The following is a 24,982-nucleotide window of genomic DNA, read 5'->3' on the forward strand; positions in this document are numbered from 1 at the left end:
AGAATGAGTTATGAGTGAATAAATAAGCTGTACAAATATCGTATCGAACGGACTGTGGGTGTTAGCTCAAAATGAACATTCTTTGTCTCATTTTTGACATTTGAAAAATTTTGATGTAAAAAATTTCAATTTTTATTAACTCATTTTTGACTTTCTTTTGCTCATTTTTGACAAAACGCTGTTTTTTGCCCATTTAAAGCGGGATTGTGTTAATTTTGAGTTGGGAAACCCCCAGGATTTTAGAAAAGCAGTTATTGCGCATGGAACAACTACTGATAAAAAATTTTAAGGCCATTGTTAACCAAAAGGCAGTTCCCATTAAGATAAAACGAATGACGGTTTTGATGGGAGAGCAGGCGAGTGGGAAAAGTACGATAGGGAAGCTTGTCTATTTTTTTAAGACCATTCGAGAGGAAATTACTCTATTGTTTACTAGTGATTTCTTGGTCGTTGAAAGTAATTTCAAACTCGTTATACAAGGACAAATCCATTCCCGTTTTACTAAGCTCTTTGGCTCGTCTCGACGGCTTACTTCTTTTGAAATTACCTATACATACGCAAATGGAGAGGTAATAGCCATTCGTAACAGCGAAGCAGGGAGTTTAGAAATAGATTTTGCCCATTGGCTCCCAAAATTACAGAAAGTAGTCGCGCTCAATAAAGAGCTCAAGCGGTTAGAAAATGCCTTTAGTGAACTGGAGAGAAAAGAGAGAGAGCGATTTATTAACGCTATTGCCAAAATTGTAAATACCCTTTTTGGAAGTACCCAATTAAATTTATACTTACCAGCTAGTAGAAACGCTGTCGTGTCTTTAGGAAATCATTTGCTAGAAATTTATGCGAAGTTAGACAGTAATCAATTTGCCTATAATGAGGCTGAAGCGCATCGCTATACGTCCGAAAACGACATCATATTGTTAAAATTTATCCAATACAATCGCTTCTTGAGGAACAAATTTCAGCAATCAGGAAATTTCGCTGGGTTTATGCAAGACGAGCTCGACCTTAACCCTACTCTTGACACCACTGATGCACAGAAAATTCTTAACAAAATTCAAAAAATTTTAAAAGGCAACTATATCAACGACCAAGAAGGGGAAAAGCTAGTTCTAGGAAACAATCAGTCTATTTTCTTGCAAAACGCTTCTTCGGGCCAGCAAGAAAGCATTCGGACACTGCAAGATATTTTCATCAATGTACTTTATGGCGACCCTGTTTTTAGGGTTATCGAAGAACCAGAGTCTCACCTTTTTGCCTCGGCCCAAAAAGAATTAATCGAAGCCTTAGCCATACTTGCCAATAAAAATCCTGAAAATCAGCTGCTTATTACTACCCACAGTACTTTTATTTTACGCGTTTTGGATAACCTCTTAAAAGCTGCTGAATTGGACAATACTGCTGCCGAGCAATTGATAGACCGTAGTGCATGGGTAAAGTTTGAAGATTTTTCGGCATATAATCTCGTAAACGGTGAGATCATAGATGCCCTCAATGACGAATTCAAGGGCGTGGATGCTGTACTATTTGATGATGTATCCTCACAAATTAGCAACGAATTTGATGAACTCCTAACTATCCAATACCCGTGAGTGATTGTAAAGACATCTACCAAAAATTAGGAGGGAATCAAGAATGTTATTCATCAGACAAAAGCGCTTCCGAACAGGGGAAAACATTTGTCATCAATTCAAAAAAGCATCCAAAGGTGTGTCGTATCAAATTAGACAAATGTTTGATTCCTGCGGTTGCTCATCAAAAACAGTGTGATTATTTGTTTGTAGAGGTGAGAGAAAATGACGAGCTCGAATACCTCTTTGTAGAATTAAAAGGTAATGCCAAAGAAGCATCCTATGCTTTCGAGCAAATTTGTCAAGCGATTGAGTTTATAAAAAAGAAAGTGGGGCAGATTCCACAGAAACACATCAGAGGGTTTATTGTTGGTGGAAAAGATACGCAAGAAATGAATCGATTGAAGGAAAAATTCAAACGCAGCATCGGTCTGGAATTAAAACACAGTACTGGCTCCCGATATGAATTTTAACGCAGTCTTTCTCTGCTTATTCTACTCTTGCTCTTGTTTTGCCCAACAGGCTTCCTCACTCCACAGCAATTTTAGCGGCTATCCCCTTCTGCTTTCTAGCAGAAAAGCGTAACTTTGGATAGGAAATTCAGTTCTACTATGCAATCTCTGACAACCATCATTCAGTATTTAGAAAACTCACTGTTTTTCCAAACCTATAATTTGGAAAAAATTGGCATTTTTGGCTCAGTAGCACGTGAAGAGGATGCAAATGACTTAGACTTATTGATAGATGGCGACCCAAGTGACTTCAAAAAATGGATTCAATTCAAGGAAAAAATTGAAGCTGATTTAGCTATTAAAGTAGATATTATGTTTGAAAAATACGCCGACCCGATTATTCTTTATCGTGCAAAAAAAGACTTAATCTATGCAACAAGACATTAAAAATGATTTGGTTTATTTGCTCAGAATGCTTGAATCAATTGGAAAAATACAGCTGTACATTGCTAATTTCGATAAAGCTATTGAGTTTTTTCGAGCTAATGATCAACAAAATTTCAATGCTTCTCTTATGTTACTTATTAATATTGGAGAGCAGTCCAATCGAGTAAGTAACATTCTTAAAATAAAACATTCTGATTTAGCATGGCTTCAGATAAAGAGTTTTCGTAATCGTGTAGCTCACGACTATATTGGTATTGACCGATTTATTGCATTTGACATTCTTCAAAACGAGTTGCCTACATTGAAACGCCAATTAGAACAAATTATACGTGTGGAAATGTTAGATGGTAATTTTGATAGAGAAGAATACAAACTTGCTCAAAATAGTGAATACTATACTCACATTGACTATAAAAATATTGAATAATCTCCCCAATTATGCAATTCTCCCACCTTCACTGCCACACCCAATATTCCCTACTCGACGGGGCGGCAGATATAAAAAAGCTGTTTAAAAAGGCCAAAGCCGACGACATGCCCGCCATCGCCATTACCGACCACGGCAACATGTTTGGCGTATTTGAGTTTGTGGCCGAAGGACATAAACAAGGCATTAAACCCATCGTAGGCTGTGAGTTTTATTTGGTAGAAGACCGCCACAAAAAACAGTTTACTAAAGAACAAAAGGACGTTCGCCGCCATCAATTATTGTTGGCCAAAAACGCCGAAGGCTATCGCAACTTGGCTAAACTATGCTCGCTGGGCTTCATCGAAGGCATGTACGGCAAATACCCACGCATCGATAAAGAACTGCTGGTCAAGTACCACAAAGGACTCATCGCCACGACTTGTTGCATCGGAGCAAGTGTACCACAGGCTATCATCAAAAAAGGGGAAGAGGCGGGTCGCCAAGAGTTTAAGTGGTGGCTCGATTTGTTTGGCGATGACTACTATGTCGAAATCCAACGACATGGTATCCGCGACCAAATTATTGCCAACGATGCACTGCTCAAATACGCAAAAGAGTTCAACGTCAAGGTGATATGTTCCAATGATAGCCATTACGTAGAGCAAGATGACGCCAACGCCCACGATATTTTGTTGTGTGTCAATACGGGTGACAAACAATCTACGCCTACCAACAAGGACTTTGACGACGAAAATCCAATGCCTAAGGGCACGCGCTTTGCGTTTTTCAACGATGAGTTTTATTTCAAAACCAAAGACGAAATGCTCAAAACGTTCAGTGACTTGCCCGAATCGCTGGACAATACGCAAGAAATCGTTGATAAAGTAGAGTTGTTAAAGCTCAATCGAGATATTTTATTGCCCAACTTCCCCATTCCTGAAGAGTTTAAGAAACACAGTATTTCGCAAATGATTGAGTTCAATGGTAAAATGAAAGAACTCACCGCCGATGTACTTAATCAGTGGGAATACCTCAAGCATTGGACGTTTGAAGGGGCTCGAAAAAAATACAAGGAAATTACGCCAGAAGTAGAGGAACGACTCAACTTTGAACTGAATACCATCAAAAACATGGGTTTTCCTGGCTACTTTCTCATCGTTGCCGACTTTATCCAAGCGGGGCGCGACATGGGTGTACTCATTGGGCCAGGGCGGGGATCGGCAGCAGGAAGCGCCGTAGCGTATGCCATCGGAATCACCAACATTGACCCCATTAAGTACGACCTCCTTTTTGAGCGTTTTTTGAATCCCGACCGTATCTCCATGCCCGATATTGATACGGACTTCGACGACGAAGGCCGCCAACGGGTGATTGATTACGTGGTGCAGAAATACGGTAAAAATCAGGTAGCTCAAATCATTACCTACGGTACAATGGCCGCCAAATCGTCGATTAAGGACGTGGCGCGGGTGATGGATTTGCCATTGCAAGAGGCCAATGCCGTGGTGAAACTCGTGCCTGATAAGCCGACGTACAACATGAACTTGGACAAGGTGTTTAAAGTACCTCTCGAAAAAATGGCGGATGTTGTGACACCCGACGAGGTCGAAAACTTAAAACGCCTCCGTGAAATGCTGAAAGGCAATGACCTCACGGCCAAAGTTCTCAAAGAAGCTCAAAAATTAGAGGGAACCGTTCGGAACGTGGGTATTCACGCGGCAGGGATTATCATTGCCCCATCCGACCTGACGGATTTGATTCCTGTGAGTACCTCTAAAGAATCGAGCTTGTTGATTACGCAGTACGAAGGGAAAATTATTGAAGATGCGGGGGTTATCAAGATGGACTTCTTGGGGCTGCGAAACTTGACCATCATCAAGGAAGCTCTTCGGATGATTGAGGCCAACCACGGGGTAAAAATTGATATTGATTACATTCCGCTCGATGACATCAAGGTGTTTGAGCTTTTCCAACGTGGTGAGACCAACGCCGTCTTTCAGTTTGAATCAGACGGGATGAAAAAGTACATGCGCGAACTCAAGCCTGACCGTTTTGAAGACCTTATCGCCATGAACGCCCTGTATCGTCCAGGCCCGATTGCGTACATTCCTAACTTCATCAACCGTAAACACGGCCGTGAAAAAGTAGAATACGACCTCCCCGAAATGGAGGAGTATTTGGCTGAAACACAGGGTATTGCAACGTATCAAGAGCAGATTATGTTGCTTTCCCAGAAGTTAGCAGGTTTTAGTAAGGGTGATGCCGACGTACTGCGGAAGGCCATGGGGAAAAAGCAGATTGAGGTACTAAACAAGATGAAGAGTAAATTTATTGAGGGAGGAAAGAAAAACAACCTTGATGAGAAAAAACTCGATAAGGTCTGGACGGACTGGGAAGCTTTTGCCTCGTATGCCTTTAACAAATCGCACTCTACTTGCTATGCTTTTGTGGCCTACCAAACGGCGTATCTCAAAGCCCATTATCCCGCCGAATACATGGCGGCCGTCTTGACAAGTTCGCTGGGAAACATTGAAAAAATCACGTTCTTCCTCGAAGAATGTAAAGCCCTCGGAATTCCTGTGTTGGGCCCCGACGTCAACGAATCGGAACGGCGTTTTGGGGTAAACAAACGCGGCGAAATTCGTTTTGGATTGGGAGGGATTAAAGGAACAGGTGACGCCGCCGTAGAAAGCATCATCGAAGAAAGAACCAATAACGGCCCTTTCAAAGACCTTTTTGACTTTATGACTCGGGTTAACTTACGAACTGTCAACAAGAAAACCATCGAATCATTGGCCTATGCGGGGGCGTTTGACTTGTTTGAGGAATACCACCGTGCTCAGTATTTTACAGCCGCTGATGGTGAACAACAAAACTTAATCGAAAAATTAATCAAATACGCCAACGCCGTTCAAGCCGATAAATCCAACGCGCAGGCGTCGTTATTTGGTGGTTTTGGCGGTAGTGGCGCCGATATTGCCAAACCCAAAGCGCCTATTGTAGAGCAGTGGAGTGACATAGAGCGGTTACGTTTTGAAAAAGACGTAGTTGGTTTCTACATTTCGGGTCACCCGCTTGATATGTATCGATTGGAGTTGACCAACTTCTGTACTTGTACCCTCGATAAAGTGATGCTCACTTCTGAAGTGACAGAAACCAGCGATACCGAGGAAGGAGATATACCTGCCGTTGCCAACGTAGAGATCGGCGGCCGCCCGCTCTTGTTTGGCAAAGACATTACGGTGGCGGGTATTGTGAGTAGTAGCCAAGTCAGAACCACCAAAACAGGAAACCCGTTTTGTATCTTCAAGCTCGAAGATTACGCGGGTTCGATGGAAATGGCGCTTTTTGGCGAAGATTTTGTGAAATTTTCGGCTTACGTCCAAATGGGGCACTTTTTGTTTGTCAAAGGGAAAATTCAAAACCGCTGGAAACAAGAAGATCAATACGAGTTTAAAATCACGTCGATGCAGCTTTTGAATGAAGTTCGTGAAAAACTCACCAAAGAAATCAAGCTACAACTTGATTTGGACATGTTGGATGGGGTACTCGTTACCAAACTCAACGAAGCCGTTCAAGCCTACCCTGGCCACTGTGCGCTCACGGTGTCGGTGGTGGATCATCAAAGTCGGACGGAGGTGAAACTTCAATCACGAACGCACCGAGTTGCACCTACCAACGAGTTCTTTAAACTGATAGAATCCATGGGAGGGGTGAATTTTTCGGTCAATTAAATCGACAATTAGTTCCGCCGTTTTTCGTTTACTAGAAAATAACGCATTATGAAATATCCTCTCTACGGCCTTTTTGCGCTTTTGTTTGCACAAGTCCTGAAGGCACAAAATGCCCAAATTACCCTCAAAATGGCTCCTGAGGCCACCAACTTTTCGGTGTCGCTGGTGACGGAAAAAGTAAAATTCCAGCCTTCGCCAGCCATTGGTTTGGCCGACGTTGAGTTTCTAAATATTGGTTATTTTGAAATTACCAATCAAAAAGTCGCCAATGCGGAAGTGGCGCTGACCGAACCTCAGTTGGTACGGCTTCAAATTGTTCCTACTTCTGCGGGGGCTTCGGCCTACCAGCCTGTTAGTCAAAGCTTTAATTGGGTATTGTTTGTCAGTCCCAACGATAAGCTGACGGTGACGATTCATCCCAACAAATCGTTGACTTTTGAGGGGACAAATGCCTACTACCAAGAGTTTTTGCGGGATTATTTCAAAGAAAACTTATACGAATACTTGCCCGTATTTGGCTACAAACCTACCAAAAACGACAACAGCATCATCTTGCCAAAGGTGGATAGCCTGCAACAAGCTCGTTTGCAGCGTTTTCAAACATTGAAAAGCCAACAACCCATCAGCGAAGCGTTTGATGCGTATATCACGGCGACCATCAACACCGAAGCGTATTTAACCCGTCAGTTGGTATTGGATAAAAAAATCCGTGAAAGTCAGGGAGTTCAACTCAAAGGTACGCAGCGCCAAGAGGTAGAAAATTTTACGCTTCAAAACTTTAAAATCTTGCCCGATGCCGCCCTTATGAGTGAGCCGTACCGCCGCGAATTGGTCAATCATATCCTGATTCCAATTACCAAAAAGTACCCAACAGATTCGGCACAACGCTACATTTTGTCGGGAGAAGCCTTACAACTAGCTTACCAAGAAAGCGACGAACAGCTACGAGCCTATCCCAAACAACGCGCTTACTTGCTCACGCATTGGGTTGACTATGCGGTGGCGTTTAGAAGCGACATGACTGCGGCTCATAGTTTATTGGAAAAATTTGAACGTGCGTACCCATCTTCCGAGCTCATTCCGTATTTCAAACAAAGCATTACGGCCAAAGAAGGCATGTACGTAGGAAAGGGCGCCCCCAACTTTTTACTCAAAGACCGCGATGGCAAAGAAGTAACCCTCCAAAGTCTGCAAGGAAAGCCCATTTGTATTGCGTTTTGCTTTAATCTCAAACAACACGAGCTTATTTTTAAGCCGCTCGAAGAAGCGTATAAGGGTCGTTTAACGTTTGTTTATCTCAACGTTACGCCCAATACGTCTTTTGAGCTTTGGCAATCGTTGACCGAGAACCGTCCGAGTGTTGTCCATCTTTGGGCTTCCGACGAAGACGCACAAAAATTAAAAGAAACCTACGCAACCACCATGGGGTATCCATTCGTATTGATAGATGCGCAAGGAAAGATTGTAGAACGCTGGATTCCGCAAGAATTTCCTGATAACAAAACGCTTCAAAAAGAGTTAAGTGGATTGGTAAAGAAGTGATTGGTTTCGTGAAGAGAATCGCCGCTATGGGTAACCATGCGGCGATTTTTTTTATCGTATTATTTCAGCGCTCGCTAACCAATCGTAGGTGTTTATAGGATGAGGAAGCGCTTCGGGAGTCAGTTGAAGATACATCATGTGGAGGTGGGTCCCTGAGCGTGCCTTGGCGGCATTGAGCCCCGTACGACCTACTTCCGCTATTTTTTGTCCAAGTGTTATTTCGTCGCCTGCTTCGACCATTACTTTGCTATGGTGGGCATAATAAAACAACCCGTCGAGGCAAGGGTCATAAATCCACACAAAATTGCCGCCTCGGTACAAGCTTTCGGGTGACCAATTCGTTTCGGTTGCTACTACAATGCCAGGGCGCATCGCCAACACATCCACGGGTTTATCTGTCTGGTCATCAACGCTATCTTGGTTGCGGTCATACACAAAAATATCGTGAGCAGGGTGGCTTCCTTGCACTTTATGGTCAAATAAATTAAAGCCTTTTGGGCGAAAACCCGACCCATGTCCTCCGATGTTGTTGGCATCGTAATCGCGCAAAGGAAACACAAATCGAACCGAATCCGTGCAGTTTTGCTGACGATACGGCTGAGTTACTTGGCGCAATTCTCGCAAAATGGCCTGAAAGCGCAATTGAGCCGAATCAGGCGTCAGGGTTTGTTCACGAATCTGCGTATTCAAATCTTGAAAAGCCATTCCCAACGTTATCATTTGTTCGCGCGGGGCATCCGAACGAGCTGCCAGTAAGCCTAAAATCAGAATGATAAGAGCGTTAAACTTCTGCATCTAAACGTATTAATGGGGTTATTTCTTTCCTAAAAAAGCTTGCATCATTGTCCACTCTCTACCAGGAGCATCGGCGGTAAAGGTTTCCATACAGCCTCTGTCTTGTAAAGTGATGTAGCAAGTTCGCCCTTTTTTGCCTCCAAAACAAATATTAGACACACTTTTGCCTTTGGTTTTGATGGTCTTAACGATTTTTCCATCGGGTGCTACAACAGCTACTTCTCCCTTGCCATGACGTGTGATATACAGGTTTCCGTTGGCGTCGCAGCGCATCCCGTCCATTCCTCCGTCGGCAAATTGTATCAACAACCGTTTGTTCGACAAGCTTCCATCTGCGCCAATATCGAAAGCCCAGACGTTACGTTGCACGCTTTCATTGACGTACAATGTCCGTTCGTCAGGACTCACATCAATGCCGTTGGTTGTTCCCATTGAGGGAGCGACAATTTTGGCTTTTCCTTCGGGCGACACGTGCCAGACTTGCCCCGTTCCAGCTTTCCAGTTGGGGTCCGAACAAAAAATGTGCCCTTTGCTCGTAATCGCTAAATCATTGGGTTGATTCATGCTTGGTTCGTGGCAGTGAACACTCACTTGCTTTGTTTCTAGATTGACTTTCAGTACATTATGGCCTGTAAAATCGGCGACATAAAAAGTGTTGGCATTGCCAAAACGTATCCCATTTCCTGTGCTTCCTTTGGGTAAGGTCAAAAAAATCGACGTTTTGTTGCGTTTGGGGATTTGGGCAATGGTGCCATCCATGGCATAGTTGACGGCATAGACATTGCCTTCGCCATCTACCGATGGCCCTTCGCAGTTGTTGGTAAACTCATGTTCACGGGTAAAGTCGGAGGTTTGGGCAAGGGCTCCGAGTCCAGATAACGCAGTAAGAATAGTTGAGAGGTAAAAATGGCGCATGGTTTCGCTGGTTTTAGAATACTGTAAAGATTAAGGTTTGACTCAAAATAAAAAAACTTTCCAAGTGACGAACACCTGAAAAGTTTTCATGGTTTATTTTTCTAGCAGTAAAAAGCGAGAAGAAGTCTAATTATTTACTTTCAACACTTCTTCCAATTTTTTCTCAAGTGCCTCGCCGCGAAGGTTTTTACCGATAATTTTTCCGTCTTTGTCCAACAAAAACGTTGCAGGGATACCGTTCACCCCGTATGTTTGGGCAGCAGCCGATTGCCAATACTTCAAATCAGATACGTGACTTGGCCACAACAAACCGTCTTTTTCAATGGCTTTAACCCACGCGGTTTTGTCTTTGTCGAGCGACACGCTAAAAATCTCGAAGCCTTTGTCTTTGAAGCGATTGTAGGCTTTCACCACATTAGGGTTTTCTTGGCGGCAAGGCCCGCACCACGACGCCCAAAAGTCAATCAAAACTACTTTTCCACGAAGGGATGAAAGGCTAAGGGGTTTGTCGCCTGTTGTGTTGAGGGTAATTTCAGGGGCACTGTCACCAATCTGAATTCCGCGCATACGTTTGGCATTACCGACAAAAATTTGCCCTTGCTTCATGTTAGGGCGCTCTTTCTCAAACTTCTGAGCTAGGTCGAAAATAGTACTCATTTCTACCTCTGGGTTGAGGAAATTGGTCGCAAACAACGCCGACAACGAAGTTCCCATTTCTGGAATCATAGCCTTCACTTTGGCCGTAAAGTCCTTGCTTTCTGCTTCAAATGCTTGCTGAATTTCGGCTATTTTCTTGCTGTCTTTCTTTTGTTCCGCTTTGGCGTATTCATCTTGCCATTTGGCCGATTTTTCTGACATTACCTTATAGAGTCCCAACAACTTTTGGTAGTAATCGTTGTTGGCCGAACCTTTGATTTGCGCAGCGCCATTTTCCGTTCCATCCGCAGTAACTTCAATATTTTCACCGCCTTCAATGAGCACAATGAAGCGTTGTTTTTTAGCGATGTTCACCTGATAAACAGTCCCTTCGTCAAGCTCTTTACGCTTAAACGTAAAACGCTTATCGTTACCCACCGTCACTGAGTCTAGTACAACCAACGGCTGAGTTCCAGGGATTTCGAGATACACTTTTTCCTTGGGTTGCAATGTTTTAGCCGTGCCCGATATGGTAAAATCTTTAGGCGTGCTTTGTGCAAAGAGGGTTATGCTTGCCAATAATGCCGAGGCAGTCAGTAGTTGTTTCATTGTTGTGCGAATGTTTGCCAATAGTGAACGAAAAAAGGCCGCTTTTGTTGCGTGTGTTACAAAGGTACAAAAAACAAAAATGCTGCCAGTCATTCTGACCAGCAGCATTTTTGAAACTATTTATTTTTCAAGTTATTGGTTTTATCTAGTAGCGATTCACTTCCAAAGAAGAGATACCACCCTCGTACGAAATTTTGATTTTTTTCTTCGCCGAGTTATAGTTAGAAGTGCGATACAAACCGCTGCTGATTTTTTCAAAATTGTCGAGGTCTTTTGAGTTGAGCGCTCCGTCGATTTTAAATTCACAACCTACCGATTCGGGGATGTTAATTTCAATGGAGGCTACGCCAGCTTCAATGTCGATTTGGGCGTCGTTTTCTACGTTTTCGCCGAGTTTGAGGTCAACTTCGGCAGCACCTGCACCGAGTTTTACTTTTTTTACCCGATAGGCCGACAAGTCGAAATTCCCTTTTCCAGCACCAAGCCCCAAATCGAAGGTCCAAGTAGGTTTATCGCTCAAACGCATCTCTACGCGGTTATCCATATTGTCAAAATCACGAATACGGATTTTCTTGCGACCTGTGCTGTCTTTGCTTTCCATTTCAAAGTCCACCACGCTTGTTTTGGTGCTTTCGTTTCGTTTTGCCGTCATGATATAGTTCCCAAACTCCGTTTCAGCATCTGCTTCTACCAGTTGAGAGGTAGTGCCTTCAATGGTAAATTCACCTGCACCAGCGCCAAATTTCAAAGTTGCATCGGCAATATTTTCGGTAAATGGCTCAGAAAAGTGGGTTTTCCCGTCTTTTGAGTAGGTATCGGAGCGTTCTTCGTAGTCCTTGCGGTGGTTATGTTGGTCATCATCATCGTCATCAAAATCGTCGATGTTGAACTCAAAACCACGGTCGTCCCAGTCGTGAAACTTTTTATTGGCGCCATTAATGATGGCCGATGGAATCGCTAAGGCAATCAAAATGGCGGTTACGACCCCAGACCAAGATTGTTTGAGTAACAAAACTCCTCCAGCCAATATCAATAAAACAGGCCAAAAGCGAAGCGTAAAGCCCCAGTCAATGTGAAACCAACCGAGGGTTTTGGCCAAAAGCACCAACCCAAAGGCCAGAAGTATAGAACCCCAAACGAGGGTATTAGAGGATTGTTTCATGGCGAAGTGAGGTTAGGAAAGATTTTTGATTTTATCTTTAAAGATGAGCAACGCTCCTCCGACAATCAACACAACAGGTAAAAAATAACGCTCGAAATCAAACCAATCAAACAACTCACGCATGAGTAAGAGGCCGCCGATTAATACGAGGATAATTCCCCAGAAAGTGCTTCGATAATTCATGGCAATCAAAATTTAGAGGTGTAAAGAAGTAAACGTTTTTTAGTGAGTATTGCTGTATTAGGCTTTGGGCTCATCGGGGCTTTTGTCCTCTGTTGGTTCGTCCGAAGATGGCACCGTTGGGGTGGTTGGTTCGGTAGAAGCAGGAGGCTGCCACGAAGAGATAGGAGCCGAGTCGGTCCACGAGGGGGTAGCACGGTCGCTATCCACCGAGGAAGTTGGCGTTCCGCTTTGGGAGTTGTTGTGTCTCAAAATCAAAAACAAACCAATGCCAATCAAAATCGCCGCTGGAATGTACTTCTGTAGGTGCATCCAGTAGAAAAGACGGTCGAAAAGCATAAAGCCACCAATCAAAAGTAAACCGTATCCTACGATTTCTATTCCACGGTTACTGGTTTTCTTAGGAGCCATATCGTCGGGATACTGCCAACTATTCTCCAACCCAGCGGCGGGAGTAGAAGGGCCGCCTACTGGCAACGCTACCCACAGAATGATGTATAATAATACGATGGGGAACCCTTTCGCAAAAATCATTAGGACGATAAGGATGACACGCATCAAGGCTTTGTCCATTCCGAAATAATCGGCAAGACCAGCAGCGACACCGCCTAAAACGGCTTCACTTTGTATTCGACGTAAGGGCTTATTGTTCATGGCTATGGTTGATTTATAAGTGATTGTTAAAAGTTGGTTTGTGTGCCGTGGGGCTTTATTGTTGATTCAAAGGTACTATGCAATGCAAGGTAATAAAATATTTTTTACGACCAACGGTTAAAGGACAAAATGAATGGAGAATTTTGGGGATGAGGTGGAAGTCTAGGAAAGGAGATTTTTCTCAAAATAGACCACATCCGCCTCTGGATTGAAATTATAAGGAGAGATTGGCTGAAAGCCGTAGGAGGTATATAGTTTTACGGCGGCTTCCAAGCGTTGTAGGCTGTCTAAACGCATGGTATGGTAGCCCAACGATTGTGCGGTTTGGAGCGCAACGTCCATCAATTCCCGCCCCCAGCGCTTACCTCGGTAAGTAGGGCGGATATACATTCGTTTTAATTCACAAATGCCTTCTTCTAATTTTCGCAAGGCGGCACAGCCTACAAAACTGTCGTCTTCTTCCAACAACCACAACTCGCCGACAGGTGGGCCATACATGGTCGGAAGGAGTTGAAGTTCGTTGTCGAACTTCTGAAACTGCAAATCAATGCCAAGGCTGGTGGCGTACTCTTTGAAGAGTTCGACGGCCTCAAGGTAGTGTTCAGAAGTTCGAGCAACGATGATATTCATAGTTTATCCCAACAAATAGGCTTTGAAATCAGCAAACTGTTTGGTCATTGGGGTAGCCACTTTTTCTTTACTGAGCAAATCAGACAAACGCGTCGGAATCTCGACGTCGCCAGTGCCCAACGCTTCTTCCACAACGTTTAAGAATTTGGCATAATGCGCCGTTGACAAAAATACCCCCGCTACTTCTTTTTGGGTTAGGTTCGTGTATTCTTTTAAACCTAAATAAGCCACGGCCGTATGTGGGCACATCAAATAGCCCGTGCGGTCATATACCTCGCGCATGGCGGCTTTGGTTTGGTCATCATTAAACCAAAACCCAGAAATGTCTTGTTTTACTTTGGCCCATTCATCCCCAAAAAAGCGAGTCATCCGCACAAAATTGCTTGGATTGCCTACGTCCATGGCGTTAGAAATGGTTTCAACCGACGGTACAGGCGCATAATTTCCGTTCGACAAATAATTAGGAACGACGTTGTTACGGTTGGTAGTGGCAATAAAATGCGCCACGGGTAAACCCATCCGATACGCCAAAAGTCCAGCGCTCAAGTTGCCAAAGTTTCCGCTAGGTACCGAAAACACCACAGGCAAACCTAATTGTTTCACTTGGGCATACGCGCGGAAATAATAGAACGACTGCGGAATGAGGCGTGAAATATTGATGGAGTTGGCCGAGGCTAGGTTGTACTTTTTATTGAGTTCATCGTCCAAAAATGCTTGTTTTACCAGCGCCTGGCAGTCATCAAATGTACCATCGACTTCTAGCGCGGTTACATTTCCGCCCAAGGTGGTCAATTGCTTTTCTTGAATATCGCTGACCTTTCCGCTAGGATACAAAATCGTTACGTTGATGCCTGGTACATTATGAAACCCTTGGGCTACCGCGCCACCTGTATCTCCCGAAGTAGCCACTAAAATGCGTATTTCTTGCTGCGAACGTACCAAAAAGTAGGACATCAACGAAGCCATAAAGCGCGCCCCAAAATCCTTGAAAGCCATCGACGGCCCGTGGAATAGCTCCAAACAATACGTTTTATCTTCAATAGGGACAACTGGCGCATCAAAATCAAAGGCCCGCTCCACAATGCGCAAAATATCGGCTTCGGGAATGTCGTCGCTCAAAAGAGTTTTGGATACTTCAAACGCAATTTCGTTGAACGAACGTTGCTCGATATTCGCTAAAAAAGCGGGTGAAATACTGGGAATATGTTCGGGCATATACAACCCATTATCGGCAGGAAGGCTACGAAAAACAGCTTCTTCTAAGGAGGCTTTGAGCTGTGTATTTTTGGTACTGTATAAAATCATTGGAAGGTAGTACGCGATGCGTGTTAATTTTTTACAAAATTGAGAATCCAAAATTACGCCGCTCATCCCCCTCATGCAAGAACTTCCTCATTTTTGCGTTTCGATGCACTTCAAAAAAGCTACAATAGATGGTGCGTAAAACGGAGAAAAAAAAATCTTTTTACATGACAGTCAAGGACAGTTGAGGGTATGCAGCTATCTAAGTTTGTACAATTTGTTGTATTAATACAATTTTCAACTCTTTACTAACTCAAAAACCGTTTTCTCATGGAGTCTATTTTAGGCGTTATTTTTCACTCAATAGGGGGATTTGCCTCGGGTAGTTTTTATATGCCCTACAAAAAAGTAAAAGGATGGTCTTGGGAAAGTTATTGGATTATCGGGGGGCTATTCTCGTGGCTCATTATGCCACCTCTGGCCGCTTGGTTAACCATTCCAGGTTTTGCCGAAATCATCAAAGCGACCTCTTCTGATGTTATTAAACTGACCATTTTCTTTGGACTTTTATGGGGAATCGGCGGACTTACGTATGGGTTGGGAGTTCGTTATTTGGGCATGTCGCTTGGCAACTCCGTGACTTTAGGGTTTTGTTCGGCGTTTGGGTCATTGCTTCCTGCTATTTTCTACGCAGTTTATCCAACTGAAGGGAAAGTGTCTATCATTGATATGATTAATTCGCGCAGCGGACAAGTGGTGTTGCTTGGAATTGCGGTGTGCTTGCTTGGCATTTTTATTTGTGGAAAAGCAGGAATGATGAAAGAAAACGAACTTTCTACCGAAGAAAAACAAAAGAGTGTGGCGGAGTTTAACGTGGGAAAAGGGCTAGTTGTGGCCATTATTTCGGGAACGTTGAGCGCGTGTTTTAATTTCGGTATCGAAGCTGGAAAACCCATGGCTGACGCCGCCGTAGCAGCGGGGATGAATCCGCTTTATCAAAACAACGTGATTTATGTGGTATTACTTTGGGGAGGACTAACGACCAATTTTATTTGGTGTATGATTCTTAACAGTCGCAACAAATCGTTTGGCGATTACCTCAATCCCGCCACGCCCCTCGTCAAAAACTATGTATTCTCAGCACTGGCGGGAACTACCTGGTTTTTGCAATTTTTCTTCTACGGAATGGGCGAAAGCAAACTGGGCAATGGGGCTAGTTCGTGGATTCTCCACATGGCAACCATCATCCTAACGGCCAACTTATGGGGTTTATACTTTAAAGAGTGGAAAGCTGTTTCTCCTCGTACCTTCCGCACGATTGTGCTAGGGATTCTCACCATGCTCGTTTCGGTGGTTATTGTGGGGATTGGCAATAGCTTATAATGCTCGTTTTATACAAAAAGTGGCTGTCTCCAATCAAAGAGACAGCCACTTTTTGTTTTAGCAAAATCCTCATTTGCCTTTCTCCGCATTTTCTTTCTTCCACTTGGCCATGTTAAAACCCAAGTAATAACGCTTATCTGCCAAGGTTTCTGCTCGGTTTTTTTCGTAGTATGCCGTTGTTTCCAAGTCCAACTGAAACTTGTATTTGTAACCAATCGTCGCTTGGGCGTTTTTGTAAAGTCGGCTAATAAACACTTGCGAAAAATCCGATGCCTTGTACTTGTTTAACACCGAATTAGGTACCTTTTTGCCATCAATCCAGAGCCCGTAAATTTTCGGATTTTTGTAGGCTTCAAACTCCTTTTCGGTAGGCGTAATTCTTGGCAATGGCCCCAAAGGAGGGTTCATGGCGTATGGTTGCTGTAACTGCTGCGTCTCACTCATCGACTTAAAAAGTACTTCCAAACGGGCGCGGTCTTGTTCGTTGGGGCGATCCAATCGACTCCATTCTTTGCCGTTATGCACACCTTTTGTAAGGTATTTATTAACCAGTGTTTGGTATTCGGCAATCATTTCGGCAGAGGCTCCGTCGGGGTTGGAGGCGGCTTTGGCGCTAGAAGCAGGTTGAATAGTTGGAGGAGCAGGGGTTTGCGCCCAACTAAGGTCGGCAAAAGCAATGCCTACGCCCAAAACTACAGCAAAAGCAGCCGCTTTAAGGCCAAAGGCGCGGAGGGGAGTTGTGTTTTTTTGCATCATGGCGAAACGGGTTTTGGTGATTTTATAATTAAATGAACTCGACAAGGTAAGGTGCGTGTGGTGACAAAGGCGGTGGAGTAGCAAGTATTGGTAAACGGGCGGATTAGGATGGGCGCGAAGTACCCATTCGTCGGCCAAAAACTCGTGGTTGAGGGCAATCGCGTGGCGGTAATACCAAACTGCGGGATTGAACCAGCCAATAATTTTGAAAAACTCGCTCCAAAGAATATCAACAGTGTGTTTCTGACGAATGTGCGCTTCTTCGTGCTGCCAAATTTCGGGTTCGATGCTTCCTTGTTGGTATTCGGTTTCGTTGACAAAAACGTAATTCCAAAAACTGTAGGGAGTGATGGCTTGGGGAAGAAGAACTATCCTTAGTTGACCCTGCCGAACGACGGGATGCTGCCCAATGCTCTTTCGCATAAGCCAAAGATTTTGGACAAAACGTACGAGTAATAAGCTGGCTACGAGCAGATAAAGCCCCCCAATGAGTTGCTCCAAAGAAGGGAAAATAGTGGTTGTTTTTTCAACCGTCTGCTGTACAAAAGGAGGGGCTGTTGCGGCTTTTGGTACAAGGTTGGTCGAAATAATGGCTGTTTCATGGCTGAGGTAGGTAGGTACGGGCGCGACCGTAGAAGGAAGTTGAATAGGGACAAAGGGCACAAGGGCAGCAAAAGCCAGCCCAAACACCAAGAAAAAGCGACTAAAGACATAGACTTTTTCTTTACGCAGCAAAAAATGATAAACCATCAGCAACACGGCCGACACAACGGTGAATTTGAGCACGTAGAGTATCATTGTTGTTTGTTTTTGATTTGTTGTTCAATCACGCTTTTTAAGTCTTCAAGTTCGGTTTCGGAGAGGTCGGTGGCCGTGGTAAAAAAGGAGGCAAACTGAGAGGCAGAGTTGCCAAAAAATTGCTGAATCAATCCCTTGACGTGTTTCCCGAAATAATCCTCTTTGGTCACAAGTGCATGGTATTGTCGAGAATTTCCAAAGGTTTCGTAGCCCACAAAGCCTTTGTCTTGCATTCGTTTGAGCAAAGTGGCAATGGTAGTGGCGGCGGGTTTTGGGTCGGGATGGGCCTCAATGAGGTCTTTCATGAAAATGGGGCCTTGCCGCCAGAGGTATTCCATGAGTTGTTCTTCGGCTTTAGAAAGCTGCATATTCTACGAATGTGTATTTTGTTCTACAAATGTAGAATTGAAAAATTGTACTTCCAACTAATTTTTCAAATTTAATTGGATGGGCGAAAGAAATCCGTGCGGTTAACCGTTAACTGTTAGTCGTTATCCGTTCAAAGTCAACGAATTGTATAAAAGAAAATGCCCCACAACTTTTGCTCTGTTACTTAAAAAGTAGCCTCGGAGAGGCGCAACGTTTGTAGTCATTCAAAATAGCCTCGGAGAGGCACAACGTTTGTAGTAACTCGGTAGAGGCGCAATGTTTGTAGTAATTCGGTAGAGACGTAACGTTTGTAGTCCTTCAAAATAGCCTCGGAGAGGCACAACGTTTGTAGTAGCTCGGAGAGGCGCAACGTTTGTAGTAACTCGGAGAGGCGCAACGTTTGTAGCAACGGATACATTTTCCTTAATGATTGTTAACGGGGTTGGTAATTGAAATGAAATGCAGTACCTTTTCGTTATCATTACAAAAGCAACAGCTTCCTTTAACAATTGAAAACAATGATGACTTTCAATAACTTCCGCGCTCTGTTTTTGGCTTTGGGTATTGCCGTGACACTCTTCGCTTCCCAAAAAAGCTGGGCCCAAAACTACGACTACGAGCCTTCGTACGATGAGTTTTACGACGAGCTTTCTCCTTATGGCGACTGGATGGACTATCCGTCGTACGGACGGGTGTGGCGCCCCCGCGTAGAGCCTGACTTTCAGCCCTACGGTACCAATGGACGCTGGGAAATGACCGAATACGGCAATACGTGGGTGTCGGATTACCCGTGGGGCTGGGCACCGTTTCACTACGGACGCTGGACGTTTGATAACTACTATGGCTGGGTGTGGATTCCTGGGTATGAATGGGGGCCTGCTTGGGTAACTTGGCGCTCGGGCGGTGGTTACTACGGTTGGGCACCGTTGGGGCCAGGTATGGGGCTGGACATCAATATTAACATCAACATCCCGTATAACTACTGGGTGTTTGTTCCCGATATGTACATTCGTAGCCCGCGTGTATATAGCTACTGTGTACCACGAAACCGCATCTCTGGTTTGTGGGGTGGAACATCCTACCTCAACAATTATTACCGCTACAACAACCGCTCGTACGTGTTTGGCCCGCATCGCCATGATTTAGAGCGCGTAACTCGTAACCGTGTGTATGTCTATCGGGCCGATGACTTGTACCGCAATTACCGCCGCAACGACTATTATAACCGTAACGACCGTTATTCACAAAATAACCGCTCGTACCCGCAGCGGCAGTACGACAACCGCATGGGACAAAATAACCCACGTTACAACGACCGTAACATGCCCCAGTCGAGAGGTGAAAGTGAAGGACGTTGGGAGAATCGTTCGCAAAATAACCCCCGTTACGACGACCGAAATTCACAAGGCCAGCGAAACGATAGCCGCAGAGATGAAGGGCGCTATCAGCAACCTCAACCCCGTTACGAACAGCCGCAACAACGCCAGGAACAACCCCAGCAACGCTACGAACAACCGCGCGGTGGTGCCGAGCGTACTTGGCAGGGCGGGGGAGAAAGAGACAGTAGCCCCCAACGCCGTAGCGAAGGACAAAGCCCTAGCCGTTCGACAGAACGGAGCGAAACGCCCCGCAATGACCGTGGAGGATGGCAAGGTCGCGGCTCAACCCAGTCGTTGCCTTCGGGAGAGCACCAAGGTGAACGCGGCAGAAGAGGAAATCAATAAGTAAAAGGTATTCACAACTTGATATGAGTCATTCAACGGGCTGAAATGGACATTCAGCCCGTTTTTGTTGCCTTATTATGAGCTAATTCCTTATTTTTACTTTGATGAACTTAGCTCCTTCTGATTTTCTCAGCAAACGCCAACAACTCCAACTCGCGTTGAGTGTGGTGGTTGTTTATTTACCAATTCGGATCTATATCAACATTCATGACCTTAGCCAAGTCCCAATTTTACAACGCTTACCGCTGTGGATGATGGAAGTGACCGTCAATGTGCTGTTTTTCTTTTTGTGGATTAACGTCATTGAGTGGGTGCAGCAGCGGTTGTTTAGCTGGTTTGGTAGGGGGTTTTTGATGGAATTCAAAATTCCTGCCCAATTGGCCATGTTTTCGATGGCTACCGTGTTGGCGATTATGTTTAATATCGGCTTTCGGAGTTTGTGGAGTTTTGCCGAAGATTCGCTCGAACAACGTTTTGGCCTTGCCCCAAACCACTCCCCCGAAAACAGCGTGGCGCATCATTTTACAAAGCAGCAAAAGAAAAAAGCCAACATGGGCCTGACCATTTTAGCGATGTTATCAGCCTTTTATTTGGCCTCTAACCGACGGGCTTATCAACAACTTGAGAATATCCAATTAAAAGCCGAGCGATTGGAAAAGGAAAACGTGAAAGCGCAATTCAATGCGTTGAAAAATCAAGTAAGTCCTCATTTTTTGTTCAACAACTTTAGTATTTTGTCTTCTTTGGTAGAAATTGACAGTGAATTGGCTGGGAAGTTTTTGCAGCAGTTGTCAAAAGCCTATCGGTATATTTTAGAACAAAGTGACAACGAACGGATTAGCCTTAAAGTAGAACTTGAGTTTATCGAAACGTATTTATTTTTGTTGAAAATGCGTTTTGATGAAAAACTAAACGTGAAAATTGACATTCCTGAATCGGTCGCGAATCGGTATTCGGTTGCCCCGCTGACGCTACAATTGTTGGTTGAAAACGCCGTCAAACACAATCGAATGTCGGCCGAAGAGCCGCTGCTGGTTTCTATTCACTGCGACGAGACGTACTTGAGCGTGGTTAATCCGATTCAGCCCCGTCCCCAAAGCGAACCTTCGACGGGCTTAGGGTTGAACAATATCGTCAATCGTTATAAATTACTAACCTCAAGTCCCGTTTCTATCACCCAAAAAGACGGGATGTTTAGAGTTACCATACCATTGCTTGCATGAACGTACTAATTATTGAAGATGAAAAACTGACGGCCCAGCGGTTGGCTCATTTGCTGCATCGTTACGATCCCGAAATTCGGGTGTTGGCGCAAATCCCCTCGGTGCAAAATGCGATTAATTGGTTCGAAAACCCCCAACATCCCAAGCCCGACTTGTTATTTTTGGACATCCACTTGGAAGACGATTTAGGGTTTAGCATTATCGAAAAACTTCAGCTGACGATTCCCGTCATTTTCACCACCGCTTACCACGAATATACCTTGCGGGCTTTTAAAGTCAATAGCATTGATTATTTGTTGAAACCCATTGATTTTGAGGAGCTAAAAGCCGCAATTGATAAATTTAAGCTGCTGCGACAACCGCTTGCTCCTGAAGTAAATCTCAATGCAATGCTCCAACTTTTTGGCCAAAACCAAGTGGTTTACAAAGACCGTTTTATGGTAACGGTGGGGGCAAAATTGAGAAGCCTTCAAACGAGCGAAATCGCTTATTTTTCGTTTGAAGACCGAGCAACCATTCTTACCACGCACGACAACCTTCGCCTCAGCGTCGATTACAGCCTCGACAAACTTACGCAGTTGCTCAACCCGCATGATTTTTTTCGGGTCAATCGCTCCCTGCTCGTTTCATTATCCGCGATTCAAGTTGCCCATGCGTATTCGGGCGGTAAAATAAAGCTAGAATTGGTACCCGCTTTTAAACAAGAAGTTTTTGTGAGTGGCGACCGCATTGCCGATTTTAAGGAATGGTTGGGCAAATAAACTAAAGCCGCTTTCAGCGCTTGAGATGCCCTATTTAAGCAGCCAAAACGGGCATTGGTGCTTTTTTATTTTTTATGTCGCGTTCTCCATTTTATTTTTAGGGCTCTTGGTTTGCTTGCTTTTTTGCGCGCTTTCCATCCTTCCAAATGCACTTAAAGACTTTTTAGATAGAATGAGTGAGTGGGCGACGGGGGAGGTTTTGCCTCCCCCGTGCTTGGTTTTATCACCCTCCCCCGTCAGGTCTTTTAGTCAAGCTCGGAGACTTGTTTCCGATACTGGCTCGGCGCTATTCCAAAACGACTTTTAAACAGTTTCGAGAAGTAGTAGATGTCAAATACACCTACTCGGTCGGCAATTTCTTGCAACGAAAGCGAAGATGTCGTTATCAATAATTTGGCCCGCTCCAGCCGTTTATTGATGATATAGTCCAATGGGCGAATTCCCAAGACTTTTTGAAATTGTCGCGAAAAATAATCGCAATTAAGCCCCTGAAGACCAGCTAGTTGTTCTACTGTTAGTTTTTTGTCCAAATGCGTGTGAATGAACCGAAGCACAAAGCCGATGTCACTTCGTCGGTGTTTCTCGCTGGTATTGCCAAAGGCAGTGGTAGGACGGATAAATCGGGATACCAATTGAAGTAAAATTCCCTGCGTTTCGATAAGATGGTGCTCGTTGGTAGGAGGGTACTTTTGGTTAAAACTTAGCAAATCCGCGCGGTTATCGTAGGTTTTAGGGTCATTCTTGAGAATGGCGCGGCCTGGGTGCAAATCTAATATGCGCTGGAATAGCTCCTTGTCAAAATGAGAAGCTTTTGCTTCATAGACAAACGGCAGCATGTCGAACACCGAAAGCCCCGATTCGGAATCATCTAAAAAGGAAATATAATATTGCTCCATGTTGGTGTCGCAATGATAACGACTGACCGAAAATTTGGGAATAAGGTACATGTGCCCAGGCTTTAGCAGGTACTTTTGCTGATTATGGTAAACCCAAGCTTCGCCTTCGGTAATAAAATACAACCGAGAAAAAGGGCTTAATACGCCGTCAAATTGCCAATCGGTGCCTAGTGAGGCGTAGCCAACGTGCAAAAGGTTAAATTTTAAGGTGTAGAGTGTGTCAATCATTGCAGTATGGATTAGATAAGAAAAAGCTCATGTATAAAAGGAACAATGAGCTTTTTGTGATTTTAACCTATCTATCTATTTATTTATAAAACGCTGCGTTATAATGGGTGTCTGGCGCTTTAATTTTTACAAAGAAAACACACTTTAGTTCAATTTAGTCTTTGAAATTTACCAAAATTATCAGGTATTTTAACTTCTAATTCGCATAAAATAGATTTCATTGGGAATATTTATTTAGCAAAGAGTAGGATTGTGGTATTTGGAAATTTTGATTCTGGACTTATGGGCGAAAGCACTTGAAAAAAAGTCGGATTTGTACAAATAGCTGCCACTTTTATTCATTTTTGAAAGGCAAACTTCGCCTTACTTTTGTGTATCCTAAACCAGAAAATCTTGCATGATGACCGTTGCCGAATACATAGGCCGTTTCCACCCACTTTTAGTGCACCTCCCCATCGGTATTTTACTGTTTGGGTTTGCGTTGATGTTGTACCAGAAAGTCCGAAAAGTGGACGTAACGGAAGCTATTTCGCTGGCTTGGTTGGCGGGGGCGATTGCTGCATTGTTGTCGTGCGGGGCTGGCTGGCTATTGGCGCAGTCGGGTGACTACGAGGCGGAGGCCGTGCAGGTACACCAATGGACGGGGCTGGCAACGGCGGCGTTGAGTTTTTTGACGTACGCTTTTGCAAAATACCGCTGGCTACTGGCGTCGCTAACAGTGATTGTATTGACCGTTGCGGGGCATTACGGCGGCAACCTGACGCACGGCGAAGGCTATTTATCATTTGGTAATCGACCTACTGAAGCATCCGATACGACGGCGGTGGCCTTGGTGCCTGAGGTCGTAAAACAAGATTCCTCAGTAGCGGCCAATCAGCCCCAAGTACGGCGCACGTTTTTTTACCGCGACCAAGTGGTGCCTATCCTAGAAAAAAACTGTTACAGTTGCCATTCGGCGAAGAAAAAGAAGGGCGGACTGCGGCTTGATACTGAAGCTTTTATCCAAAAAGGAGGTAAAAATGGAGGAGTATTGGTGGCGGGAAATCCACAAAAAAGCAAGCTGTTTAGCTACCTGCTGCTGCCGCACGACGACGAAATGCACATGCCACCCAAAGGCAAACGCCAACTGACATCCCAAGAAGTAGCGATTCTGCACCATTGGATTGCCAAAGGGGCATCGTTTAAGGAAGAAGTGGAGGTTATTCAAAACCAACAACTTTCGGAGGTGGAAGCTTCGGCGATTTTGCCACTTACCTTACCTACCTTGGTGGTGGATAGTGCGATTGCTCCGCAAAAAGAAACGTCGGCTTTCGCAAGTGTTGAAACGTCCATTTTGGCGAAACCAACCGAAGCACCCACTGCATCGACGGTGACGTATTTTCAGCAACAGCAGGTGACGTTGACGCCCGTACAGCAAGGAACTGGCTACGTAGCAGCTAATTTTGTGAATGTAAAAGCGTACCAGCCGTCGATGTTGAAAGAATTAAGCCGCGTGCAAGGGCAATTGGTACGGTTGCGCCTTTCTAACCAGCCCGTGCGCGACGAAGAATTAAAACCCCTGAGCGCTTTGACCAACCTCAATCGACTCAATCTGGAAAATACGCAAATCACGGATGCGGCGTTGGCCGAATTGAAGCAATTGCCGAAATTGGAACAGCTAAATTTATACGGTACGGCCGTGACCGACGAAGGTATTCAACAATTGGCGACTTATCCACAATTGAAGGTCGTCTATTTGTGGAAAACTAAGGTAACTCCGCAAGGAATTGGACGGCTTAAACGCGCCAAACCAACGTTGAAAATAGAAGATGGGCAGCAACGATTCACGTTGCCCGACACCAATAAAACCACGAAAACGCAATCATAGTC

At 44.5% G+C, this 24,982-nt stretch carries 22 protein-coding genes; 11 read left to right on the forward strand and 11 right to left on the reverse strand.

Annotated features, from left to right (window positions below):
- The first annotated feature begins 260 nt into the window (after positions 1–260).
- The 6 genes from FHS57_RS00040 to FHS57_RS00065 all read left to right on the forward strand — a co-directional run bounded on the left by FHS57_RS00040 (position 261) and on the right by FHS57_RS00065 (position 8,152).
- Positions 261–1,589: an AAA family ATPase gene (locus tag FHS57_RS00040; RefSeq protein ID WP_183970831.1), complete on the forward strand. Its 1,329-nt coding sequence runs from the start codon at positions 261–263 to the stop codon at positions 1,587–1,589.
- A complete protein-coding gene (locus FHS57_RS00045) occupies positions 1,586–2,041 on the forward strand; it encodes a hypothetical protein (RefSeq protein ID WP_183970832.1) in 456 nt (151 codons plus the stop codon). Before FHS57_RS00040 ends, FHS57_RS00045 begins: the two co-directional genes overlap by 4 nt.
- A gap of 138 nt (positions 2,042–2,179) precedes the next feature.
- Positions 2,180–2,467 (forward strand): nucleotidyltransferase family protein, encoded by a 288-nt coding sequence (locus FHS57_RS00050; protein ID WP_183970833.1) that lies wholly within the window; start codon positions 2,180–2,182, stop codon positions 2,465–2,467.
- Positions 2,451–2,894, forward strand: a complete 444-nt coding sequence (locus FHS57_RS00055) for a HepT-like ribonuclease domain-containing protein (protein ID WP_122934001.1) — start codon at positions 2,451–2,453, stop codon at positions 2,892–2,894. The genes FHS57_RS00050 and FHS57_RS00055 overlap by 17 nt, the downstream gene beginning before the upstream one ends.
- Positions 2,895–2,905: 11 nt before the next feature.
- Complete coding sequence (gene dnaE / locus FHS57_RS00060; protein WP_183970834.1) at positions 2,906–6,610, forward strand: DNA polymerase III subunit alpha; 3,705 nt, start codon at positions 2,906–2,908, stop codon at positions 6,608–6,610.
- 48 nt (positions 6,611–6,658) lie between these two features.
- Entirely contained in the window at positions 6,659–8,152 is a 1,494-nt protein-coding gene (locus FHS57_RS00065) for a TlpA family protein disulfide reductase (RefSeq protein ID WP_183970835.1), read from the forward strand.
- Between the two features lie 51 nt (positions 8,153–8,203).
- Here the strand turns inward: FHS57_RS00065 and FHS57_RS00070 are convergent, their stop codons facing one another.
- The 8 genes from FHS57_RS00070 to thrC all read right to left on the reverse strand — a co-directional run bounded on the left by FHS57_RS00070 (position 8,204) and on the right by thrC (position 15,038).
- Positions 8,204–8,947 (reverse strand): M23 family metallopeptidase, encoded by a 744-nt coding sequence (locus FHS57_RS00070; RefSeq protein ID WP_183970836.1) that lies wholly within the window; start codon positions 8,945–8,947, stop codon positions 8,204–8,206.
- A gap of 18 nt (positions 8,948–8,965) precedes the next feature.
- Positions 8,966–9,862 carry an SMP-30/gluconolactonase/LRE family protein gene (locus FHS57_RS00075; RefSeq protein WP_183970837.1) on the reverse strand — a complete coding sequence of 299 codons (897 nt, stop codon included), beginning with the start codon at positions 9,860–9,862 and terminating at the stop codon, positions 8,966–8,968.
- A 126-nt stretch (positions 9,863–9,988) separates the two neighbouring features.
- Entirely contained in the window at positions 9,989–11,107 is a 1,119-nt protein-coding gene (locus FHS57_RS00080; RefSeq protein ID WP_183970838.1) for a TlpA disulfide reductase family protein, read from the reverse strand.
- Between the two features lie 145 nt (positions 11,108–11,252).
- Complete coding sequence (locus FHS57_RS00085; protein WP_183970839.1) at positions 11,253–12,269, reverse strand: toast rack family protein; 1,017 nt, start codon at positions 12,267–12,269, stop codon at positions 11,253–11,255.
- A 12-nt stretch (positions 12,270–12,281) separates the two neighbouring features.
- Complete coding sequence (locus tag FHS57_RS00090) at positions 12,282–12,452, reverse strand: LiaI-LiaF-like domain-containing protein (protein ID WP_169731813.1); 171 nt, start codon at positions 12,450–12,452, stop codon at positions 12,282–12,284.
- Positions 12,453–12,509: 57 nt separating this feature from the next.
- On the reverse strand, positions 12,510–13,103 hold the full coding sequence (locus tag FHS57_RS00095) for a PspC domain-containing protein (RefSeq protein WP_183970840.1): 594 nt from the start codon (positions 13,101–13,103) through the stop codon (positions 12,510–12,512).
- Positions 13,104–13,265: 162 nt separating this feature from the next.
- Positions 13,266–13,733 carry a GNAT family N-acetyltransferase gene (locus tag FHS57_RS00100; protein WP_183970841.1) on the reverse strand — a complete coding sequence of 156 codons (468 nt, stop codon included), beginning with the start codon at positions 13,731–13,733 and terminating at the stop codon, positions 13,266–13,268.
- Positions 13,734–13,736: 3 nt separating this feature from the next.
- Positions 13,737–15,038, reverse strand: coding sequence for a threonine synthase (gene thrC, locus FHS57_RS00105; protein WP_183970842.1), 1,302 nt, complete (start codon positions 15,036–15,038; stop codon positions 13,737–13,739).
- 267 nt (positions 15,039–15,305) lie between these two features.
- On the opposite strand from thrC, the gene rhaT reads away from it, so the two are divergent.
- Positions 15,306–16,358 (forward strand): L-rhamnose/proton symporter RhaT, encoded by a 1,053-nt coding sequence (rhaT, locus tag FHS57_RS00110; protein WP_183970843.1) that lies wholly within the window; start codon positions 15,306–15,308, stop codon positions 16,356–16,358.
- A gap of 69 nt (positions 16,359–16,427) precedes the next feature.
- Here the strand turns inward: rhaT and FHS57_RS00115 are convergent, their stop codons facing one another.
- Positions 16,428–17,912, reverse strand: a complete 1,485-nt coding sequence (locus FHS57_RS00115) for a M56 family metallopeptidase (RefSeq protein WP_183970844.1) — start codon at positions 17,910–17,912, stop codon at positions 16,428–16,430.
- Positions 17,909–18,280: a BlaI/MecI/CopY family transcriptional regulator gene (locus FHS57_RS00120; RefSeq protein ID WP_183970845.1), complete on the reverse strand. Its 372-nt coding sequence runs from the start codon at positions 18,278–18,280 to the stop codon at positions 17,909–17,911. Before FHS57_RS00120 ends, FHS57_RS00115 begins: the two co-directional genes overlap by 4 nt.
- Positions 18,281–18,799: 519 nt before the next feature.
- Between FHS57_RS00120 and FHS57_RS00130 the strand changes: the two genes are divergently transcribed.
- The 3 genes from FHS57_RS00130 to FHS57_RS00140 all read left to right on the forward strand — a co-directional run bounded on the left by FHS57_RS00130 (position 18,800) and on the right by FHS57_RS00140 (position 21,989).
- Positions 18,800–20,005 carry a DUF6600 domain-containing protein gene (locus tag FHS57_RS00130; protein WP_229601225.1) on the forward strand — a complete coding sequence of 402 codons (1,206 nt, stop codon included), beginning with the start codon at positions 18,800–18,802 and terminating at the stop codon, positions 20,003–20,005.
- A gap of 104 nt (positions 20,006–20,109) precedes the next feature.
- Positions 20,110–21,228 (forward strand): sensor histidine kinase, encoded by a 1,119-nt coding sequence (locus FHS57_RS00135; RefSeq protein ID WP_183970847.1) that lies wholly within the window; start codon positions 20,110–20,112, stop codon positions 21,226–21,228.
- Entirely contained in the window at positions 21,225–21,989 is a 765-nt protein-coding gene (locus FHS57_RS00140; protein WP_183970848.1) for a LytR/AlgR family response regulator transcription factor, read from the forward strand. Before FHS57_RS00135 ends, FHS57_RS00140 begins: the two co-directional genes overlap by 4 nt.
- A gap of 245 nt (positions 21,990–22,234) precedes the next feature.
- Here FHS57_RS00140 and FHS57_RS00145 read toward each other — a convergent pair whose 3' ends face one another.
- Positions 22,235–23,113, reverse strand: coding sequence for an AraC family transcriptional regulator (locus tag FHS57_RS00145; protein WP_183970849.1), 879 nt, complete (start codon positions 23,111–23,113; stop codon positions 22,235–22,237).
- 397 nt (positions 23,114–23,510) lie between these two features.
- Between FHS57_RS00145 and FHS57_RS00150 the strand changes: the two genes are divergently transcribed.
- The gene (locus tag FHS57_RS00150) at positions 23,511–24,980 is read left to right on the forward strand and encodes a c-type cytochrome domain-containing protein (RefSeq protein WP_229601226.1); all 1,470 of its coding nucleotides are present in this window, start codon (positions 23,511–23,513) and stop codon (positions 24,978–24,980) included.
- The last annotated feature ends 2 nt before the right edge of the window (positions 24,981–24,982 follow it).

The organism is Runella defluvii, from assembly GCF_014195535.1.
Lineage (GTDB): Bacteria > Bacteroidota > Bacteroidia > Cytophagales > Spirosomataceae > Runella > Runella defluvii.

Coding starts and splice junctions, on each gene's coding strand:
- FHS57_RS00040 (WP_183970831.1), top strand. CDS start 261: ATGGAACAACTACTGATAAAAAATTTTAAGGCCATTGTTAACCAAAAG.
- FHS57_RS00050 (WP_183970833.1), top strand. CDS start 2,180: ATGCAATCTCTGACAACCATCATTCAGTATTTAGAAAACTCACTGTTT.
- FHS57_RS00055 (WP_122934001.1), top strand. CDS start 2,451: ATGCAACAAGACATTAAAAATGATTTGGTTTATTTGCTCAGAATGCTT.
- dnaE (WP_183970834.1), top strand. CDS start 2,906: ATGCAATTCTCCCACCTTCACTGCCACACCCAATATTCCCTACTCGAC.
- FHS57_RS00065 (WP_183970835.1), top strand. CDS start 6,659: ATGAAATATCCTCTCTACGGCCTTTTTGCGCTTTTGTTTGCACAAGTC.
- FHS57_RS00070 (WP_183970836.1), bottom strand. CDS start 8,947: ATGCAGAAGTTTAACGCTCTTATCATTCTGATTTTAGGCTTACTGGCA.
- FHS57_RS00075 (WP_183970837.1), bottom strand. CDS start 9,862: ATGCGCCATTTTTACCTCTCAACTATTCTTACTGCGTTATCTGGACTC.
- FHS57_RS00080 (WP_183970838.1), bottom strand. CDS start 11,107: ATGAAACAACTACTGACTGCCTCGGCATTATTGGCAAGCATAACCCTC.
- FHS57_RS00085 (WP_183970839.1), bottom strand. CDS start 12,269: ATGAAACAATCCTCTAATACCCTCGTTTGGGGTTCTATACTTCTGGCC.
- FHS57_RS00090 (WP_169731813.1), bottom strand. CDS start 12,452: ATGAATTATCGAAGCACTTTCTGGGGAATTATCCTCGTATTAATCGGC.
- FHS57_RS00095 (WP_183970840.1), bottom strand. CDS start 13,103: ATGAACAATAAGCCCTTACGTCGAATACAAAGTGAAGCCGTTTTAGGC.
- FHS57_RS00100 (WP_183970841.1), bottom strand. CDS start 13,733: ATGAATATCATCGTTGCTCGAACTTCTGAACACTACCTTGAGGCCGTC.
- thrC (WP_183970842.1), bottom strand. CDS start 15,038: ATGATTTTATACAGTACCAAAAATACACAGCTCAAAGCCTCCTTAGAA.
- rhaT (WP_183970843.1), top strand. CDS start 15,306: ATGGAGTCTATTTTAGGCGTTATTTTTCACTCAATAGGGGGATTTGCC.
- FHS57_RS00115 (WP_183970844.1), bottom strand. CDS start 17,912: ATGATACTCTACGTGCTCAAATTCACCGTTGTGTCGGCCGTGTTGCTG.
- FHS57_RS00120 (WP_183970845.1), bottom strand. CDS start 18,280: ATGCAGCTTTCTAAAGCCGAAGAACAACTCATGGAATACCTCTGGCGG.
- FHS57_RS00130 (WP_229601225.1), top strand. CDS start 18,800: ATGATGACTTTCAATAACTTCCGCGCTCTGTTTTTGGCTTTGGGTATT.
- FHS57_RS00135 (WP_183970847.1), top strand. CDS start 20,110: ATGAACTTAGCTCCTTCTGATTTTCTCAGCAAACGCCAACAACTCCAA.
- FHS57_RS00140 (WP_183970848.1), top strand. CDS start 21,225: ATGAACGTACTAATTATTGAAGATGAAAAACTGACGGCCCAGCGGTTG.
- FHS57_RS00145 (WP_183970849.1), bottom strand. CDS start 23,113: ATGATTGACACACTCTACACCTTAAAATTTAACCTTTTGCACGTTGGC.
- FHS57_RS00150 (WP_229601226.1), top strand. CDS start 23,511: ATGATGACCGTTGCCGAATACATAGGCCGTTTCCACCCACTTTTAGTG.